This window comes from Streptococcus sp., assembly GCF_030528045.1.
Classification (GTDB): Bacteria; Bacillota; Bacilli; order Lactobacillales; family Streptococcaceae; genus Streptococcus.
The window spans coordinates 1-19,364 of sequence record NZ_JAUMZR010000039.1; the positions used below are offsets into that span (position 1 = coordinate 1).

The window sequence follows — 19,364 nt, forward strand, 5'->3', positions numbered from 1 at the left end:
AAAACTTTAAACAGCGTATCTATATCGCTTTGAATATCACAAAAGAGAAGACGAACTTCGTCTCCTCTCGTGCTTAGTTATAGGTCACCCACTACAGTTGACATAGAGCCAGAAGTTACAAATCTACTTTCCGGTTTTGACACAACAAGCTTTTGGGATGAAGGCGTTGCAAGTGACACGAAGACTGCAGCAACATCCTTCCTGACACAAATTGAGCAACTAGGGGAAAGCCTGGTTAAAGCTAGTGGTTCCTTTGAAACCATAGATACAAATAGTGCTGAAGATTTTAACAATCTATTGGCGGATGTAAAACAAACATGGAGGGGAAAGAATGTTAGTCCTAACGGATGAGGATACTTTAATTACAAGAGAGCAACTCGACAGTGGCTTCAAAGAAAGAATGAAGGAACAAGAACGCCAAGCAGTCAGGGCCTTAGTAACTGCAAAAGAACTGTCAATCCTTGCTAAAGGAGTGGAGTTAGCTAAAAAGTTGCAAGAAGCAGCTTCAGATATGCAAGAGTACGCTTCTAAGACTTATGTAAACAATATTAAGGGTGGATTTGAGGGCAAGGCCGCTGATGCTGCCGAAACTTACTTGACCCAGACCATGCAAACCCCTGCTTTACAAAGTCCGATCAAAAACTAGGAGAAAACTTGTGATGGATAAAAAGCAACTTCAGAAACTAGAGGATGAGCATAATCGTAAATTACGAGACTTAGAGCGTTTAGAGATGGATTTGGATGATGATTTCCACAAGTTTAGTAGGGAGACGGATAATCTCCTAGAGGCGCTTTCCTATGCATGCAGAGACAGTAGTTTTGCTGAAATTCAACCATATATCTTTGAGATAGAGAACAATTTGGATAACTATCATCAACTTTATAAGAGTCGTATAGAGAATGTGCTGGAAGCTCGTCATCAAGAAAATAAAAACTTTCATAGAAAGTTAGAAGAAAAGAACGTTTGACAAATATACCTTATAAAAGAAGGACGATATGAGTTTGTTATTATAGATAAAAAAAGAAGTAATTATACAAGAAAAGTAGATAATTTAATCCTTCTTACTAGTTTTTAGATGGAAATAGCTCTTATTTTTTTATAAATAGAATAAAAAATGAATTTTAAACTTGCAATTGAGGCAAATTATTGATACAATGAGGGCGTAAATTAATATAAAGGAGTTTCACATGGCTTTAATTCAATTAACAACAGAAGAATTGCGCACCTCTGCTCAAAAGTACACTCAAGGTTCTGAGGAAGTAAGACAAGTACTTCGTACATTGACTCAAGAACAAAATACTATCCGAGACAACTGGAAAGGTGCTGCTTTTGAGAGCTTTGATCGCCAATTCACAGAATTGTCTCCAAAAATTGAGGAGTTTGCAACTTTGCTTGATGAAATCAATGCACAGTTGAACAAGGTTGCTGAAATTGTTGAACAAAACGACCAAGATCTTGCATCACAAATTTAATTTGTTATATAAGTGGCTTTAGGAGGGCGAGAGCCTTCCTATTTTTTATGACGGAGAAGATTTAAAGTAATATGAAGAAGAATAGAATTTTTAAATATATAGGAAGTAGTCTGTTGGCATTAGGGTTGCTTGCATTGATTATTTTTTTGAATCTATCTGTTCAAAAAAATACAACGATTAGCAATGAGAATAATGCAAAGGCTAATCAGCAGACAAAATTAAATGTAGCTATCGTAAATGAAGATAAGCCTGTCTACGTAGATACAAAAGAATACAATCTAGGTGCTAGTTATGTAAAAAATATTGAGCGTGATAATTCACAAAATTGGTCTGTTGTCCCTCGTGGAGCAGCTGATTCTGGGTTAGAAAGTGGGAAATACCAACTCGTTTTAACAATTCCTAGTGACTTTTCTGAAAAAATACTCGATATTAACAGCATCAATGTTGATAAGACAACCATCAATTATAAGGTGAATGCGCAAGGAAATTTGCAAGTAGAAAATGATGCAAATAAACTAGCGAAAGATATTGTTGCTGATTTGAATGGTCAGTTAGTTGACATGTATATGGCTAGTATTTTGAACAACCTTTATACAGCACAAAAGAATGTTCAAGCTAGCTCACAGATACAAGCAACCAACATCGGAAACTATCGTACGAATTTATATAATACAGCTATCAACTCTAAAAATCTTTTCCCAACTCTCTATACTATGTCAAGTTCATCAGTTGACGCCAACAGTGCTTTAAAAACAGGTTTGGAGAGCTACTCACAGATTTTTGGTCGTTTTGATGTTTCGCAGATTGCCTATGGTGAGAAGTTTGGAACTCTGCTTAAGAATAGAGTAGATGAGAAGAAAAATCATGCGGATGTTATCACTGGGCTCATCTCTCAGAGTCGGGAAGACGTTCAGGAACAAATTAAAACTTATAAGGAATTAATTAAAGCTCAAGGTAGTCTGACTTCTAATATAGACGGAACAGCAGCATCCTCTGATGGTACGTCATCTGAAGTTGTACCTTCCTATAAAACAGTCGCAGAAAACATCAGCACAGAGATTGCTAGCTTACAGAACAATCTAACAGACGAAAGAACCAAGTTTGAAAATCATAAAAAGGATATTCATAACTTTATTGATGAGAAATTAGCTACTTACTATGGAACAAGTGAGAAGAGCAAAATCACTCTTAAGCAATTTTTGGATAAAGCTGCAAACAAGGACCTAGAGAAGGCTGAAGAATCTCTCAAAGAGCAGTTGGCTTCTGCAATCTCAGAATTACCAAAAGAAAACTTTAGTGGAGAAGAATTTAGTGGTTTTGGTATGACACCGATCACAATTCCTACTGTAGATTATACTTATTTAAAAACGATTAAAGAGCCTGGTGACGAGATTAATTCGACTGATTTGAAGAATTTGGAAAGTCAGGCAATCACAAGTACGAGTGCTGTTGGACGAACAGGAACAAAGGCTAAGGTATCATGGAAAGCTGAATCAGGAGTGACAGTTCACTCAGTCACTTATGATGGTACACCAGTTGAGTTTGGTCAAGAAATTGATTTGAAGACGGGTGGGACTTTTAAAGTAGCCTATAGTGTTGCAGAGACAACCTCAACTACAACTACAGGTTCAACCGGGACTCCAAGTCCAGCTCCAAAAGCAGAGCTAAAATCAATTAATATCTCCTTGAATGATGTCCAAGCAGCTAGTGCTCCAGTAGATGTGTTACGTGTTCAGAAAGCAGCAGTGACTTATGGACAAAAGGTTCAGAAAATAGCTTCTGACTACCAAAAGGTACAAGCACTCAAACAAGCATACGATACCGTCAAAGAGTTAAAAAATAGTAATGTGTCTAAAGCATTGTCAGATATTTGGTTTGAAGCGATTGATTCAAATCTGAAGAAATATGAAGACAGCTTAACTACACCTGCTAGCGATAAAGAAACTGATGGTGTCAAAGGAAAAGTAGATAAAGCCTTGTCAGAACTGACTACTCTCAAGCCTGTTCTAGAAAAAAATGTGAAGGATGTTTTGGCTACCAACCAAGAATTGGATACAAAAATCAAGAAACAGTTAGAGTTGTACGAGCAGTTGGAAGAAAAACTAAAGGATTTGGTTGAGAAGCAAGGGGGGAGCAATTCTGCTTTTGAAGAGACTAATAATCAATTGGCTACCCTAAATTCGGATTATGCAGCTCTCTTGTCAGAAACTACGGGTGTGAAGGAATCTTCTCAAAGTAATGTCAAAGCTGCAGAGTCTGTGAATGAGACTTTAGGTAATTTCAATCGTGAATTGTCAAACGCTCAAACAAGTACTGAAAAGTTGTCACAAGATGCTGACTCCTTGATGACGCAGTTTAACGAAGAATTGACTAACAATGGAAACTTTGTAGAATCCTTTGTGAAGGTTCTGAATAATGCCTATCAAAATGGGGTGCCAAACGAAGTATTGTTGAACTTCTTATCCAATCCTGTTACCCAAAATGCTACTTCAGTGAAAGCGACTGTCAATGTTTACCGTCCATTTACATGGATTTTACTATTGGAGATTGTTAGCCTCTTTACAGCCTATCTGTTTGCAACTCAAAACGTTATTCGCAAAGTCAAAGATAAGTTCAAACTTGATAAGTTACATGATACAGACTTGATGACGGTAACCATCCTATCTGCTTTAAGTCTCGTTGTCGGATTGGTAGTTGGTGTTGTATCAAGTGTTCAGCTACAGGTTGGTCGTGAGTATCAACCATCTTGGGTTCTATTAATTGTTTTAGCCGCATTTGTACTGATTCAAGGACAATATCTATTGCTTAAACATTTCCGAGTGATTGGTATGGGACTCTCCTTCTTTATGATGATTAGCTTTGTCTACCTATCAAATGCTATTGGGACAACAGCAAGTCTAACTGGTTTCCCAGCATTTATCAAAAATCTCAATGCGTTATCGATATTAGAAGGTTTGCTCTCAGGATACTTTGATGGACATCCAGCAGCAATTATCGCTTTTGTTGTAACGATTGTTGTCATAGCTGTTTTACTTGTTATAAATGTTTTTATCAGAGAAAGTAGTTTGTGGTTTCAAGCAAGCCAAGCTGAGAAAGAATAGAAATTAGAAATATGAAGAAAATCATTCTTTTCCTTCTTACCTTAGTAACATGTGCAGCAGTCTCTGGGGCTGCTGCAGATGATTTGAAGGATAACAGTCTGCAGATTGATGATTCCCGACTTGAAAAGAAAGAGGGATTGAAATTTGGTCTACAGTCTGAACAAATCAAGGAGCTTTTTAATGAAGCGACTCAAAAGAGGTTGCAGGACATGCAACAGCATCAAGAGGAACAGTTGATCACAGAAAGGGGCCAACTGTTTTCTGCTATACAGAGACCAGTGAAAAAATCTTCTGAAGAACAGTTGTTTCAGCCCAATGCTCAAAAAACAATCAAGTTCCAAACAAATATAGGCCATGTAGAAAAAGGTGGTCTGAATGACTTTCTTCCAGAGATATTCTATGTGGTGTTGATTTTCTTGCTTTTTGGAGCAACGGCAGTAATGAGTTATCGTGTGATGGTAGAAGGGATGGACTAATTTTACAACTAGTCTGTCTAAATAATTTAGAAAAGGATAAACCAGACATAGGAGGCGTGTAAAAGGTGGAGCAACATATCAATATTACCCTACGTTTGAGAGAAAGAGATGTGGATATTCGCATTCCACGGCGAATTGAAGTGCGCCGGCTGGTGCGAGAAGTGGATACGATTTTTAATCCAGGTATCAAGCGAAAAAAATATCAATTAAGAATTGTCAATAAAGGTTTGTTGATTGATGAAGGGAAACATCTGTCTGATTATCCTATGACGACAGGAGATTTAGTAGAAATTGAGGAGATATAGGTGGCTGAAGAAAAATTTGAATTTGGTGGACAATCGTTTGTCTATGAAAAAAATGAAACAAACTGGGAATTAAAACTCAAACGTTCAGATGTTGCGAGTCAAGATTTACGGGAACTCTTACTATTGGATTTGCATCATCCATTCTTTTTGGAGCAATCGATGGTGTCTGATGAGGATAGTGTCACCTTCTCCTATCAAGTCGAAGCTCATGGACTGACTTATGAGGAAATAAAGGAACGTACCATTTCGGAAAGAATCCGTTTGGCCCTAAACGTTTTTCGTCTAGAGGGCGCTTTGGAGTTACCTGTGACTTTCCTTTTGCACCCAGTAAATCTCTTTATTACCAAGGATGCTCAGGCTAAGATTGCTTATCGTGGAATTCCTGGTCTGATGGTTCCTCAATCAATATCCTCAGAAGATTTTTTACGCCAGGCTAAATGTTTTACAGTAACACTATTTAGCGATTTGGATTTCATGGATCTTTATAATGGTTCCTTGGAATTAGAGACCTTGCCAGACTTCTTAAATGACCTATGTCAGGCAGATGATGTAGAGGCTGCAGTAGCTGTTTTGGAGAAGTACTACACGGAGAAGGCTGCGAAAGAACGGGCAGATTTGGTCTTGGTTCCAAGTAGACGCCATCGTGTCTTTAAATTGGCAACGATTTGGTTAACAGCCAGCGTTGTCTTGTTGATCGTTCCACTGATCTATCTGATTTTTGTGCAAAATCCTTTCAAAGAAAAGATGTTGCAGGCAGATACTGCCTTTATTAAAGTGGATTATAGTGGTGTTATTACAGAATTAGAGAGAATTGATCCAGCTAGCTTGCTGAATACGCAAAAGTATGAGTTGGCTTACTCTTATATTCAGGGGTTGGAATTTTCTTCTGAACAAAAGAAAGTCATCTTGAACAACGTAACACTCAAGTCAGATGAGCTTTATTTGACTTACTGGATCCAGGTTGGGCGCAATCGCTTTGAAGAGGCTCTTGATATTGCGAAACGGATTAACGACAGTGACTTGATTCTCTATGCTTTGACTCAGGAAATCAAGCAGGTTCGAGAAGATGGCAACTTGTCAGGGAAAGACCGTGAAAGTAAGTTGAATACTTTGGAAAGCGAGTATAAGAAATACTGGGATAGTCGAAGTGAGCTACTAACGAGTGAATCAAGCTCCAATGCTTCTACAACTCCTAATCCGCAAGACAAGGCTTCTGAAAGCAAACCTTCATCTGAGAAGAAACCTGTTCCAAGTAGTTCCTCTAGCAATTAAGTAGACCAAGGAGAGAAATTATGAAAAAACAAATCATTTTCTACAGCCAAGGTCTGCGTTATGAAGTAGAACTGAGTGCAGATAAGACGGTCTTGGTCGGGGCGACTGAAAAGGCCCAAGTCTACCTTTCTCAACAGGAAAGACCGATTCAGCTCAAGGTCGATGGTGACGAGGTCTTTTATCAGTACGACGATGAAATGGGACTCTTGAAAGATGGTCTGCGTTTGGGTGAGGTCGTCTTTTATCTCCGAGAAGGGGAGCCAAGGGTTTATGACCTTTTGGATTTATCAGAGTTTCAGATTGGCTCTCAAAGAGGTGCGTTGATCACACTAGATGGAGATGTTGAACTCTTACTCCAAAAATCCCAAAATCAATGGAAGCTAACTCGACTAAAAGGCGCATTTTATCGAAACAATCATCTGGAACAAATGGACCAGCAATTGATTGGTTTTGGAGATGAGTTGAGTCTAGGGGCGGTGACGATCAAGTTCTATCCTGATGAAGTATGGGTCCAGGGTCCTGCCCAAGTTGGGCCACAACTGACTCTGAGAGAACCATCTCGATATGGTTTTTATGAAGATTATCCAGATTATCATCGTTCTCCACGGATCATCTATCGTGGCAGCGAAGATAAAATCTTGATCAATCCCCCAGGCCAGGAACCGGTTAAACCGAGCGATGAACTGTTAAAGCTGATCGTTCCTCCTTTGATGATGGTCGGGGTAACCGTCTTAATCACCTTAATTCAACCTCGAGGGATCTATATTCTTGTGACAGTAGGGATGTCCATAACCACAATGATTTTTTCTATCCGTGGTTTCATCAAAAATCGTAAAAAGTACAAGGCCGATAAGAAGGAACGGGTCGATCTCTATCGTCTTTACCTGAAAGATAAGGTCAAAGAGTTGACTCGTCTGGAACGAGAACAAAAAGAAGGGATGCACTATCATTTTCCAACGATTTTAGAATTGACGGACTTGGTTGAGAGTTACAATCACCGAATTTACGAAAAGACTCCCTTGCATTTTGACTTTTTATACTATCGTTTGGGACTCGGGAAAATGCCGACTAGCTATGACTTGAAATACGGTCAACAGGAGCGTAGCGGTAAGAAGGATGCTCTAGAAGAAGAGGGTTACGCTCTCTATAGTCGTCACAAAAAGATCCCAGATATGCCAATCCCGGCAAACCTTAGCCATGGACCGGTGGGTTATATTGGACCTAGAAATCTCGTCCTAGAGCAACTGCAGCTTTTGGTGATGCAGCTAGCGACTTTCCATTCTTATCATGATGTGCAGTTTATTACGATCTTACCTGAAGAGGAAAAAGAGCAATGGTCTTGGATGCGTTGGCTACCTCATGCTAAACTGCAAGAACTCAATGTCCGCGGTTTTGTCTACAATCAACGAACACGGGACCAAGTTCTGAATAGTTTGAACCAAATCTTGAAACTACGTCGTAGTCAAAAGGAAGAAGCATCCCACAAAGAGAGCACCCTCTTCCATCCTCATTACGTGGTTTTAGTGACCGATGAGAAGCTGATTTTGGATCATATCATCATGGAGTTCTTTACCGAAGATCCAACGGAATTAGGCTGTTCTCTCATCTTTGTAGAGGATGTCATGAGTTCCTTGTCTGAGAACATCCAGACAGTGATCAATATCAAGGACCGTAATACCGGCCAACTGGTCATGGAAGAAGGAGTTTTGAAAGAGACGGACTTCCGTTTGGACCATTTCCCAGCAGATTATGATAAGGAGCGGATCGCCCGTACCTTGGCACCGCTCAATCACCTCCAAAACCTGAAGAGTTCGATCCCAGATTCTGTGACCTTTATGGAAATGTATGGGGCGGAGACCTTTGAGGATTTGCAGGTATCGAGCCGTTGGAAAAAGAACGCACCTTACAAGAGTTTGGCTGTACCAATTGGTCTGCGTGGTCAGGATGACCTGGTTCAGCTCAATCTGCATGAAAAAGCCCATGGACCTCATGGATTGATCGCAGGGACGACTGGTTCAGGGAAGTCCGAAACCATCCAATCCTATATCCTATCCCTCGCTGTTAACTTCCACCCTCATGATGTGGCTTTCTTGCTGATCGACTACAAGGGTGGTGGGATGGCCAATCTCTTTAAAAACCTGCCTCACCTCTTGGGGACGATTACCAACTTGGATGGTGCCCAATCTATGCGGGCTCTGGCTTCGATCAATGCGGAGATCCATCGTCGTGAACGACTCTTTGGAGAGTTCGAAGTCAACCATATCAATCAATACCAGAAGAAATTTAAAAACGAAGAAGCGACAGAACCGCTCCCTCACCTCTTTCTCATCTCAGATGAGTTCGCAGAGCTCAAGGTTAACCAGCCAGACTTTATCAAGGAGCTGGTATCCATCGCTCGGGTCGGGCGTTCCCTCGGGGTCCACTTGATCCTAGCTACTCAGAAACCATCTGGTGTGGTGGATGACCAGATCTGGTCTAACTCACGCTTCAAGATCGCACTTAAGGTGGCGGATCGTTCAGACTCCAATGAAATGCTTCATACACCGGACGCAGCCGAGATTACTCAGACAGGACGTGCCTATCTACAGGTCGGAAATAACGAAGTCTATGAGCTCTTCCAATCAGCTTGGTCAGGGGCAGATTACCAGCCGGACAAGGACGATATGGGGATTGAGGACCATACCATCTACTTGATCAATGAATTGGGCCAATATGAGATTTTGAATGAAGATCTATCAGGCTTAGAAGATGTGGATGAAATCAAGGAAGTTCCGACAGAGTTGGATGCGATAGTGCACCATATCCAGCTCTTGTGTGAGGAACAAGAAATTCCTCCAGTACCACAGCCATGGTTGCCGCCGCTCAAAGAGCGAATCACGCTAGACGAACTGGAAGAAGTGCAACCGACAGTAGCCTGGGCACAAGAGAAACCACTCTCTGTCCTCTTGGGGATGGCAGATATCCCGCAGGCACAGAAGCAGGAAGCTGTCTCTATCAATCTCTCCAAGGATGGTCATATCCTCCTCTACGGAAGTCCGGGTACAGGAAAGACCACCTTCCTTCAGACTGCTGGTATGGACTTGGCTCGCAAGTTCAGTCCCAAGGCCCTTACCATGTACTTGATGGACTTTGGCACCAATGGTTTGGCTCCATTGTCCAAGCTTCCACAGGTGGCGGATACCATGCTTTTGGACCAAACGGAGAAAATCTCTAAGTTTGTACGAATCATGGAGCGCGAACTCAACCGTCGTAAGAAACTCCTTGCGGACTATGGTGTTGGGACCTTAGACCTCTACCGTCAGGCCAGTGGTCAGGAAGAGCCGGCTATCGTCATCCTCTTAGATAGCTATGAAGCCTTCAAGGAAGAAGCCTATGAGGCGGAACTCTTCAAGCTCTTGGTGCGTATCTCTCGTGAAGGTCTCAGTATCGGGGTTCACCTCTTGATGACAGCCGGTCGTCAAACCAATCTTCGTGCTCAACTCTACTCGAACTTCAAGCACCAGTTGAGCCTGCCACAAAATGAGGCAGGTGAAGTGCGAGCCATCGTGGGCTCTACACCACTTGCTATGACTATGGAAGATATCAAGGGACGTGCCCTTATGAAGCGTGAAGAGGTGGATGTCATCCAGCTGGCTCTCCCAGTTTATGGAGCCAATGATACTCAAGTCCTCAACAACCTGCGCCAAGCAGTCGCTTCCCTCCAAGAAGCCTGGACCGGACAGCGCCCAAGTGCCATCCCGATGGTGCCAGAGGAGTTGACGATGGAAGAATTTTTGAATTTGCCTGATGTACAAGAGGCTATTGAGAATAATCAGATTCCTATCGGTTTGGAACTAGAAATGGTTGGAAGTGTCAATATCTCTCTTAGCAAATTTAAACACATGGCTTATGTGTCAAATGCAGAAGACGCTTTTGATAATATAACGCATCATTTATTAAAAACTATTCTTAGAATGCCTAACGTTCATATGATGTTGATTGATGCTTTCCAAGAATATGAAGCATATAATGACCAGGTGAAAACCTATGTTGGAAGTAAAAAGGAACTATCGGACATAGGAAATCAGCTAATCTATGAAATAGAACGCCGTCTTGAAAAAGGCATATCATCTGAGTGGATCATTTTTATACCTAATATGAGAGCACTAGTATCCGAAAGTGATTTAAATGATCAACAGCTTCAATTTATGTTTGAGAATGGGTATCGAGTAGGGATGAGGTTTATTATTGGTACTGATTATACTTATATTGGGACAAGCATCGACCCAATTCCTAGATACCTCAAAACAAATGTCCAATGGGTCATCTTTGGTATGCGCCTAATGGATCAAACCTTCTTAGATAAAGGAATGTATAACAGAGATGTGGCTCCAGATCTCGATCAGGTTTATTTACATTCTAGAAAAGAAGTCATCAAACTTAAAATTAGTAAGAATAAGTAAAACTATTTTTTGATACTTAAGATTCAACCCGGTCTTTTGACGATTTGATAGTAGAAAGGATAATTGAAAAGGTTATTGAACATGGGACAAGTAAAAAGTGAAAAAGGCAAGGCAAGTACTATTGCAACTGGAATTGTATCAGCAAGCAATAGCATTACAACTGCCGGTACAGTTACTAGGGATAAGACAAGCTATTATACCGCTAATACGGTAGGAAGAAGATTGATTATAAATGAGGCATCTATTGCTAAAAATATTCAATCGAAAATAAGTGAATTCGTAAAACTAATTCATAGTGTCGCAAATGAATTTGAAGTAGTAGATGAGAATATAAGTACAATGTGGCAGAATAATCCAAATAATGGGACAACCAGTCTACCTTCTCCATACTCAAATCCGTCATTTGTTCCTCAAAATAATTTATTTAAGGAGCGAGGATGGAGAAAAGAAAATTAGAAGATATTCAATGTAGTGTTCAACAGATTCAAACAAATTTATCCAAGCTAGAAGAAGAAAGAAATCAGTTTCTTTCTGTTGCTACGGAGATTATAGATCTTTGCCAATCGAACTTCATCCCATATAGAGAATTAGGCTATTATCCGTTATCAGTTAAAGATGAGATGGATCGCCTTGAAAATATAGAAAAGTTAAAAAGGAATGAACAGCTACTTGATGATTTTATCACCGAGAGGAAAGAAGAATTAAAAAAAGCAATGAGTAAGCTAGAGGGCGAAAAAGAGGAACTTCTTTTCCAACAACGCCGTCTTGAATCGCAAAAGGAGGGGAAAAATGGGGATTAAAGTAGACATAGGATCAGCAGACTCGCAGGGTAGCACAGCGAATACGGTATTAAGTAGCCGTGCGAATTATTATGACGCTGTCATTACTGCCTTTAATAAATTAATTTCAGAGGAAGAATTGAAAGGGAAAGCCTATGATAGTGCTAAGTCCTATGCGGAAAATATAATGGTTCCTCTAGTGAGAGGAGTTATCCTCTTTTCAGAGAGCCTGGGAGGAAAAGCGAGTGAACTACCGACTCTTTACCATGCACAAGTCGGTGAAGAAAGTCTAGATGAGGAGACACTTCAAAAGCAAATTGAAGCAGAAAATACAACTATTTCGACTCAAGAAGCTATTTTGAACAGTTTATCTGATTTGAAGAACATCGATTCTACTTATAAAAGTAATGTTCAAGAAATTATCTCAAATGCAACGAGTAAGCGAGATGAGTTACAAAAAAAATTAGATAAATTGCAGTCATTTGCGAGCTCGACTAGTGGACAGTTTTCGGATTCAGAAAGTTTACAGAGCTTAGTTTTTCAAGGTTTCGAACAAGTCACAGGTGACTTTGGAAAGTTTGATGGAACTTTTAAAATAGAGGGACAAGCCCCTTGGGCTAATAATATTAATAGTGAGTGGAAGAAGCGTTCTGAGGTAATTCAAAATTATCAAAATGTTGTAGATAAAGTTAAAAATGAAACCGAATTGGATGAGAATGATATAAAGGCAATTGCAGAGTATGGGAAACGTTATCCTGGTAAAGAGCTACCAGAGAATGTTAAGGATGCAATTCAGGGATTTGTAGATAGAACGGAAGCTGAATTGCTAACGATGGCTCAAGATGTTGCAAAAGAACAGGGGATTTCTGTTGAAAAAGCCATTGATTTCATTTTACAGCAGGATGAATCAGCCGACAAATCTTCAAAATTTTCGAATATCGTTGGTAGAGCTATTTTGGCTAAAGCTGAAATAAACTTTATTAACGGTCGACAAATTACTTCTGACTCCAGAGGTCGTGTTAAGATAGGCTCTCGTTTTCTTTATAATAAAAATACAGGGCATGTATATACTAGTGGAAGTGGAGAATATAGTCAAAATACAGGTAGAGATTTTGATCCTACTGATACCAATATTGGCAAAGGGGTTCAGACAACTGGTTGGCAAACTGCTATTGGGGATGCTATAGATTCGGCTAAAAGCGGTTTTAAAAATTCTTTGAAATTTTGGGATGACTTCAACTGGAAAGATGCTTCACAGCTTTCAAAATGGGGACAAGCTGGCAAAGCGTTTGGTGCTATTGGAACAGTTCTTAATGTTGGGAGAAATATCAAAGAAAACTTTTGGGATGATAAAACTTCTTCCGTTGGGGAAAAAATCCGAAATTTCGCCGTTGACCAAGGGGTTGATCTTCTTTCAGGTGCTTCAGCTGCAAGTGCTGGTGCTGCAATTGGAACTTTTATCGGAGGTCCTATTGGAACAGTTGTTGGGTTAGGATTAGGTGCAGCCATTGGATGGCTTATGAATGACTTTAAAATTAAGGAATTAAATAATCAATCTGTAACAGATGCAGCTAAGGATGCCTTAATAAAAACAACAGATGCAATTGGCGATGGATTAAAAACAATAGGAAGGTGGTTTAGTTAATGGCAAAGATAAATAGAAAAAATAAAGCAAAGATTACTGATATAGAAAGAGAAAGATACCATGGTCCTTTGATCACACATGGTGTTAGTTTAGTTTATATTAAGTTATATCCATGGATAAATTTACCATTTTGCTCCTTTTTCTTTTACTGGGGTCTTATAGGTGAAACAGGAAGTCATCAGGGAGGGCTTAAAGTTCTATTTTTGACTTGTATCATTCTTAATGTTGTAGGTATGTTGTTTGGTTTTTCTAAGTTCTTGATCAATCGATTTAAATTTTTAACATTTATTCTGATTGCTTTGCTTACTTGGACGACATTAGTTTGGACCAATTTTATCGGAATGTTGATGTTTATAACAGTAGGAGATTCAAATAGTATAGAAGGAATATATCAATCTCCTCTCACTCCAATTTATGTTATCTTTATATTGCTTCTTTTTATCTTTGCATGTGGTCTCTATGCCTGGTACTATCTCCCAAAGAATCAGGGGAAAGTCTGGGCCTTTAATCAAGTAAAAGAGGGAGATAGAAAGAAAACATGGTGGAATAATTTTGCTATAGCTTTTGCTGGGGCAACAATTATTCCTTCCCTCCTAACGGGTTATATTCAGAATGTTTTTGGTATTTTATTGGGAATTTTGTTGACCTTGACTTTGCCGGCTGTCATGGTAGATGCAGTTTATGCAGCTATTTATGTGAAAAAGCACCCTGATAGTGATGAATTAGCTTAAAGATAAGAACAATTAAGAAAGCAGTAAAGAAATATGGAAATAAGACCTAAAAAGTTAGTCCTTCATAATCAATTTGGTTATGAAGAAAATGGATTGGGAAATGTACCAGTCGAACAGATTTGTCATAAAGTATATCCCTTATGTTGGGAATTTATAGAGGATATGTTAGATATGGTTTTTTCAGATGGCCCAGTGTATTTTAAGAGCTATCCCTTCACGGATAAAAAAACGATTTCTATTTTCACAACATTTGGCAATGCATATACCAAAATAGATAGATATAATGGACCATTTCTTTTTCAAGAGAATATTTTTATAGACAGTGATGATTTCGCTACTTTTTCCTCGGAAAATTTAGCGGATTATTATGATGCCTTACGTGTAAAATATGCTAGAGAAAATTTGGAGTGTTTAGCGGTTTATCATGTGCTTTATCATCCTGGAAAAGAAATTATAGTTGATGCTTATAGTAGTTGGGAGGTGGATTGATGAAATATGTTGCTGCACCAGGTGTAACCAATGGAAATGTTTTTGAGGCACGTAATGTGATTAAAAAGCGTAGGACTTTTCATGTGAGCCAGATGAGAAATGAGTTAGATGCTTTCATGTCAGCTATTGATGAAGCAGGAGGTCATCCAGCAGGACCTATTGTTTATAGTCTTAATAATGTACCATATGAAGGAAATATGGATATTGAATTCTTTCTTCCTTTAGAGGAGGAATTTCTTGAAGTTGAGGGAATGCAATTTTCATCTTACTTTGAAATCAACAATATTATAATGGTGACTCTAAATCATGATTATGAGGAATTAACCAAGGAAGCATATGCTAGATTGCTATGGACCTTAGAGAAGAATAACCGCGAACAACAAACCCCTTTTTATCATATTCTCCAAACAGAAGGAACAGGGCAGGTAACAGTATTGCTTGGTTACGCTTATTAAGTTTGGTAAAGATATTGCCGACTATATATGTAAGATCTGGAAAAGAGTTATTTCATAGTTCAGCACAGCGAATACGGTATTAAGTAGCCGTGCAAATTATTATGACGCTGTCATTACTGCCTTTAATAAATTGATTTCAGAGGAAGAATTGAAAGGGAAAGCCTATGATAGTGCTAAGTCCTATGCGGAAAATATAATGGTTCCTCTAGTGAGAGGAGTTATCCTCTTTTCAGAGAGCCTGGGAGGAAAAGCGAGTGAACTACCGACTCTTTACCATGCACAAGTCGGTGAAGAAAGTCTAGATGAGGAGACACTTCAAAAGCAAATTGAAGCAGAAAATACAACTATTTCGACTCAAGAAGCTATTTTGAACAGTTTATCTGATTTGAAGAACATCGATTCTACTTATAAAAGTAATGTTCAAGAAATTATCTCAAATGCAACGAGTAAGCGAGATGAGTTACAAAAAAAATTAGATAAATTGCAGTCATTTGCGAGCTCGACTAGTGGACAGTTTTCGGATTCAGAAAGTTTACAGAGCTTAGTTTTTCAAGGTTTCGAACAAGTCACAGGTGACTTTGGAAAGTTTGATGGAACTTTTAAAATAGAGGGACAAGCCCCTTGGGCTAATAATATTAATAGTGAGTGGAAGAAGCGTTCTGAGGTAATTCAAAATTATCAAAATGTTGTAGATAAAATTAAAAATGAAACAGAATTAGATGAGAATGATATAAAGGCAATTGCAGAGTATGGGAAACGGTATCCTGGTAAAGAGTTACCAGAGAATGTTAAAGATGCTGTACGAAAATATGTCGAGAGTAAAGTTAATAAAAATGTTGACCTAAGCGGTCTAGGGGAGTTTCTTGAAACTATCCGAGATACGTCTCTGGAAGAAATTGCTAAAGACACAATTTCTAAGTTAAGTTCAAAGAATCCTAAGCTATCAGAGTACTTTAAGTATTTTACTACTACTGATAAGTTTGGTAATATAAACATTACCTACTCTGCAGATAGTAAAGGCTATACGGATGCTTTATTCAAAGCAAATGCTGCGAATCTACTTAAGCAATTGACAACTTCAGAAATTAATATCCCTATACCAGGAACCAACTCTTCTGTTGGGATTTCAGCGATTAGTTCGATATTTATTGGGATGGACTTTTTGAACAACCTACAAAATGAGAATGCCGGACGTGCCTTTACACATACGGTTGCTACTACTGCAATCGCTACATTAGCAGCAGATGCAGCTGCAACAACACTTGCGGCGGCATATTTTGCAACCGGTTCAGAGGCTGTTTTAAGTGTAGCGGCATATGCAGCTACAGGTCCGATTGGTTGGGCTATTGGTGCTGGGATTGCTGCAGCAACACTTGCTACTTTGGCATATAATTATAATTTTCTAGGAATCAAAGATATAGCAAATGAGATGGGCGACAATCTGGATAAGAGTATTAAGGAAATTGGAAGCAACATTGATTCAGGTATCAAGGAAGTTGGAAATGCTATCGATTCAGGTATTAAATCAATTCAGAAAGTGTTTGGGTGGTAATTTTGGAAATTAATGTTAAAGAGACGAAGTATTTTTGTCATCAACTTGTAGAACTAAACGGGAAAAAATATATATTAGATGCAAGTTCAATGACTCCTAAGTTCTACTATTGGGGTGTTCCAACGGACGAATTAACGGTTGAGATGACAGAACTTAACAGAGAGGATATCAATTTTAGTACCCCGATTAATAAGTTTAAAGCTTCATATGTGGCAATCCTTGCTCAACCACTTGTATGGATTGTTTATTCTTTATTGAAAACTTTTTTTAAAGAGTACAATATTAGCCAACAGATAATTTTAAAATTAGTAGTATTTTGCGCATCTATACTATTCTCCTACTTGATTTTTTATTTTAAAAGAGAGAAAGAACGTAAAAATGTTAAAGCTCTATTGCCTTCTTCTAGTAGAAGATATGAGATGATTTTTAAACCAGTATCTGCAAGAAAGCAAGTTTTTGATGCCTATATTTTTAATGTTCCTATAATAGCTTGTTTAGTTCTTTATTTGTCAATTAATGATGGCGGAGAAGGTATTGTTCTCGTTATCAATAGCATTATCTCATTTTTCCTTCTATCATTTTTATTTGGAAAGGTTCCCATTCTTTCCGCTTATAAGATTAGAAACGTCACATTTGAAGGAATTCGAGAAATTAAATAAGGCTTTTGATTCAGGCATTCAATCAATTCAGAAAGTGTTTGAGTGGTAATTTTGAAAATTAATTTTAGAGGATTAGATGTTGCTTATTTTGATGTGTTAGAGATGGGAGAGAAAAAATACGTTCTTGATTCCAACTCCACAACACCAAAGAGTTATTATTGGGGACTTTCCCCTGAAACTCTTGAAGTTGATTTGATAGAACTTGATAGTCAGAATAAAAATTTTGATAAAAAAATTAAGATGGGTCCTTCAGGAATGCGTATGGTATCTATTGGTTTTGGTCTTCTTTCGTATGAAGTAGTAACATCAATTTTTAGATATTATGATATTAGTCATTATCTGTATTTAAAAGTATCTTTATTTCTCATATCTATTTTGGTAGCCTATATTGTCTATCAAGGTATTTTAATCAAATCAAGGAAGGAGATTTCAAGTCGTTTATCGCAGGAAAAGAAGAGGTTTAAAATAGTCTTTCAGAATAATAAGAAAAAAAGACAATTCCATGCCTATCTATTTCTCATTTTACATACAATTGCTTTCTCTATTTATATGGGACAAGATAATGGAACAGAAGCTGCAATTCTAGTGTTGAATGGTTTGTTGGCCTATCTATTTATTTGGATCGAATCTGGCGTTATTCCATTGACTTATGCTTATCAAAAGAAATACCTAGAATTTAAAGAACTGAAAAAGCTATAATGTAACTTATAACGAAATTCAGAAAGTGTTTGGGTGGTAAATGTGGAATTAAAATTTAAGCATTCGAATATAGCAGTTTTTAGAATCGTTGAGTTTAAGAATAAAAGTTATATCTTAGATCCTACCACTATAAAAGGCAAATCCTATTTCTTCGGTTCACTTCCGAAAGAGGTTACTGCTGAGATGGTTGAGCTATCTCCATCTAATGATAGTTTTAGAATAAAATCGAAAACACCAATAGGCGCATCTACTGCTTTAGTTATCATGATTCAGCCACTTGTTGGCATCTCTCATACGCTGATGAAAGATGCCTTTATTAGCTGGGGAATCAATCAGCAAATTTTAATGAAAGTAGTGTTATTTGCTTTCTCTGTATTTTTGTCTTATCTTATGGCTGTCTTTTATGAAAAAAGTGCGGTAAGAAAGTTTGAATCAAGAGTTCCCCAAAACAGCAAACGCTGTCGACTTGTTTTTGAACCCAAAGGGAAACGAATGATTGATTGGTGGTATATTACTCTTGGAATTAATACGGTTTGTTTAGCATTTTTTATAGGACTTGATAGTGGTTATGAAAGTGCTATATTGGTTATAAATGGCATAATTTCATGGTGGTTTTTTGTAATACTGAGAATGCCACAAATCCCAGAGTATTATAAGACACTAACTTTAACTGAAATTGAAGAGCTATAAATACAGAATGCCGAGAAGTTAGAAATGACATTGATTCAGGCATTAAATCCATTCAGAAAGTGTTTGGGTGTTGAATGATGCATTTAAAGTTTAAGAATGCTAATACGATGTCGTATAGCATTGTAGAAATAAAGAAATTATAAATTGAAAGGAAAACAAGAAAATGTCTATTTTGCCAATTGGAACAATTGTTTATTTAAAAGAGGGGAGTCAAAAGCTAATGATTCTCAATCGTGGGGTTACCATTGAACAGAATGGTGAAAGTGTTTTGTTTGACTATTCTGCAGCTTTTTATCCAATGGGACTAAACCCAGAACAGTTGTTTTACTTCAGTCGTGATGATGTAGATAAAGTGGTTTATAAAGGCTATAGTGATGAAGAAGAAGAACGGTTCGCCGAAATTTATCAACGTTGGCTTGATGAAAATGCAACAACAATTAAAAAGGGTGTAACAAAATAATGTGCATCTGTAAAGATTATTGCAAAATATCACAATACTTTAAATAGAAATCAAAAACGAGGAACTACTTTGACATTAAAGGGCTCTATGTCAACTGTAGTGGGTGACCTATAACTAAGCGCGAGAGGAGACGAAC

Annotated in this window: 19 protein-coding genes and 1 pseudogene; all 20 read left to right on the plus strand. The window is 38.3% G+C overall.

Annotation, left to right across the window (positions count from 1 at the left end):
- Positions 1–111 precede the first annotated feature (111 nt).
- A pseudogene (locus Q4A91_RS07625) lies at positions 112–351 on the plus strand (DUF2974 domain-containing protein); the annotation flags it as partial.
- Positions 332–646 (plus strand): hypothetical protein, encoded by a 315-nt coding sequence (locus tag Q4A91_RS07630; RefSeq protein WP_303212490.1) that lies wholly within the window; start codon positions 332–334, stop codon positions 644–646. The pseudogene Q4A91_RS07625 and the gene Q4A91_RS07630, both read left to right, overlap by 20 nt.
- Before the next feature lie 13 nt (positions 647–659).
- Complete coding sequence (locus Q4A91_RS07635; protein WP_303212491.1) at positions 660–968, plus strand: hypothetical protein; 309 nt, start codon at positions 660–662, stop codon at positions 966–968.
- Positions 969–1,188: 220 nt separating this feature from the next.
- Entirely contained in the window at positions 1,189–1,473 is a 285-nt protein-coding gene (locus tag Q4A91_RS07640) for a WXG100 family type VII secretion target (protein ID WP_001173991.1), read from the plus strand.
- Between the two features lie 71 nt (positions 1,474–1,544).
- Positions 1,545–4,574: a type VII secretion protein EsaA gene (gene esaA / locus Q4A91_RS07645; RefSeq protein WP_303212492.1), complete on the plus strand. Its 3,030-nt coding sequence runs from the start codon at positions 1,545–1,547 to the stop codon at positions 4,572–4,574.
- An 11-nt stretch (positions 4,575–4,585) separates the two neighbouring features.
- Positions 4,586–5,050 (plus strand): type VII secretion protein EssA, encoded by a 465-nt coding sequence (essA, locus tag Q4A91_RS07650; protein WP_000720507.1) that lies wholly within the window; start codon positions 4,586–4,588, stop codon positions 5,048–5,050.
- 65 nt (positions 5,051–5,115) lie between these two features.
- Positions 5,116–5,355, plus strand: coding sequence for an EsaB/YukD family protein (locus tag Q4A91_RS07655; RefSeq protein WP_000434883.1), 240 nt, complete (start codon positions 5,116–5,118; stop codon positions 5,353–5,355).
- Positions 5,356–6,627: a type VII secretion protein EssB gene (gene essB, locus Q4A91_RS07660; RefSeq protein WP_303212493.1), complete on the plus strand. Its 1,272-nt coding sequence runs from the start codon at positions 5,356–5,358 to the stop codon at positions 6,625–6,627.
- A 20-nt stretch (positions 6,628–6,647) separates the two neighbouring features.
- Positions 6,648–11,069, plus strand: coding sequence for a type VII secretion protein EssC (gene essC / locus Q4A91_RS07665; protein WP_303212494.1), 4,422 nt, complete (start codon positions 6,648–6,650; stop codon positions 11,067–11,069).
- 81 nt (positions 11,070–11,150) lie between these two features.
- Positions 11,151–11,525, plus strand: a complete 375-nt coding sequence (locus Q4A91_RS07670) for a TIGR04197 family type VII secretion effector (RefSeq protein WP_303212495.1) — start codon at positions 11,151–11,153, stop codon at positions 11,523–11,525.
- Positions 11,507–11,869: a hypothetical protein gene (locus Q4A91_RS07675; protein WP_303212496.1), complete on the plus strand. Its 363-nt coding sequence runs from the start codon at positions 11,507–11,509 to the stop codon at positions 11,867–11,869. Before Q4A91_RS07670 ends, Q4A91_RS07675 begins: the two co-directional genes overlap by 19 nt.
- Positions 11,859–13,493 carry a T7SS effector LXG polymorphic toxin gene (locus Q4A91_RS07680; RefSeq protein ID WP_303212497.1) on the plus strand — a complete coding sequence of 545 codons (1,635 nt, stop codon included), beginning with the start codon at positions 11,859–11,861 and terminating at the stop codon, positions 13,491–13,493. The genes Q4A91_RS07675 and Q4A91_RS07680 overlap by 11 nt, the downstream gene beginning before the upstream one ends.
- Positions 13,493–14,224 (plus strand): hypothetical protein, encoded by a 732-nt coding sequence (locus Q4A91_RS07685; protein WP_303212498.1) that lies wholly within the window; start codon positions 13,493–13,495, stop codon positions 14,222–14,224. The genes Q4A91_RS07680 and Q4A91_RS07685 overlap by 1 nt, the downstream gene beginning before the upstream one ends.
- Before the next feature lie 33 nt (positions 14,225–14,257).
- Complete coding sequence (locus tag Q4A91_RS07690; protein WP_303212499.1) at positions 14,258–14,713, plus strand: hypothetical protein; 456 nt, start codon at positions 14,258–14,260, stop codon at positions 14,711–14,713.
- The gene (locus Q4A91_RS07695; RefSeq protein ID WP_303212500.1) at positions 14,713–15,168 is read left to right on the plus strand and encodes a DUF5085 family protein; all 456 of its coding nucleotides are present in this window, start codon (positions 14,713–14,715) and stop codon (positions 15,166–15,168) included. Before Q4A91_RS07690 ends, Q4A91_RS07695 begins: the two co-directional genes overlap by 1 nt.
- Positions 15,169–15,280: 112 nt before the next feature.
- Complete coding sequence (locus tag Q4A91_RS07700; protein WP_303212503.1) at positions 15,281–16,720, plus strand: T7SS effector LXG polymorphic toxin; 1,440 nt, start codon at positions 15,281–15,283, stop codon at positions 16,718–16,720.
- Complete coding sequence (locus Q4A91_RS07705) at positions 16,714–17,379, plus strand: tandem five-TM domain protein (RefSeq protein ID WP_049549875.1); 666 nt, start codon at positions 16,714–16,716, stop codon at positions 17,377–17,379. Before Q4A91_RS07700 ends, Q4A91_RS07705 begins: the two co-directional genes overlap by 7 nt.
- Positions 17,380–17,421: 42 nt before the next feature.
- Positions 17,422–18,078, plus strand: coding sequence for a DUF443 family protein (locus tag Q4A91_RS07710; protein WP_049501406.1), 657 nt, complete (start codon positions 17,422–17,424; stop codon positions 18,076–18,078).
- A gap of 33 nt (positions 18,079–18,111) precedes the next feature.
- On the plus strand, positions 18,112–18,768 hold the full coding sequence (locus tag Q4A91_RS07715) for a DUF443 family protein (protein WP_303212501.1): 657 nt from the start codon (positions 18,112–18,114) through the stop codon (positions 18,766–18,768).
- 163 nt (positions 18,769–18,931) lie between these two features.
- Positions 18,932–19,228, plus strand: a complete 297-nt coding sequence (locus tag Q4A91_RS07720) for a DUF4176 domain-containing protein (protein WP_303212502.1) — start codon at positions 18,932–18,934, stop codon at positions 19,226–19,228.
- Positions 19,229–19,364 lie beyond the last annotated feature (136 nt).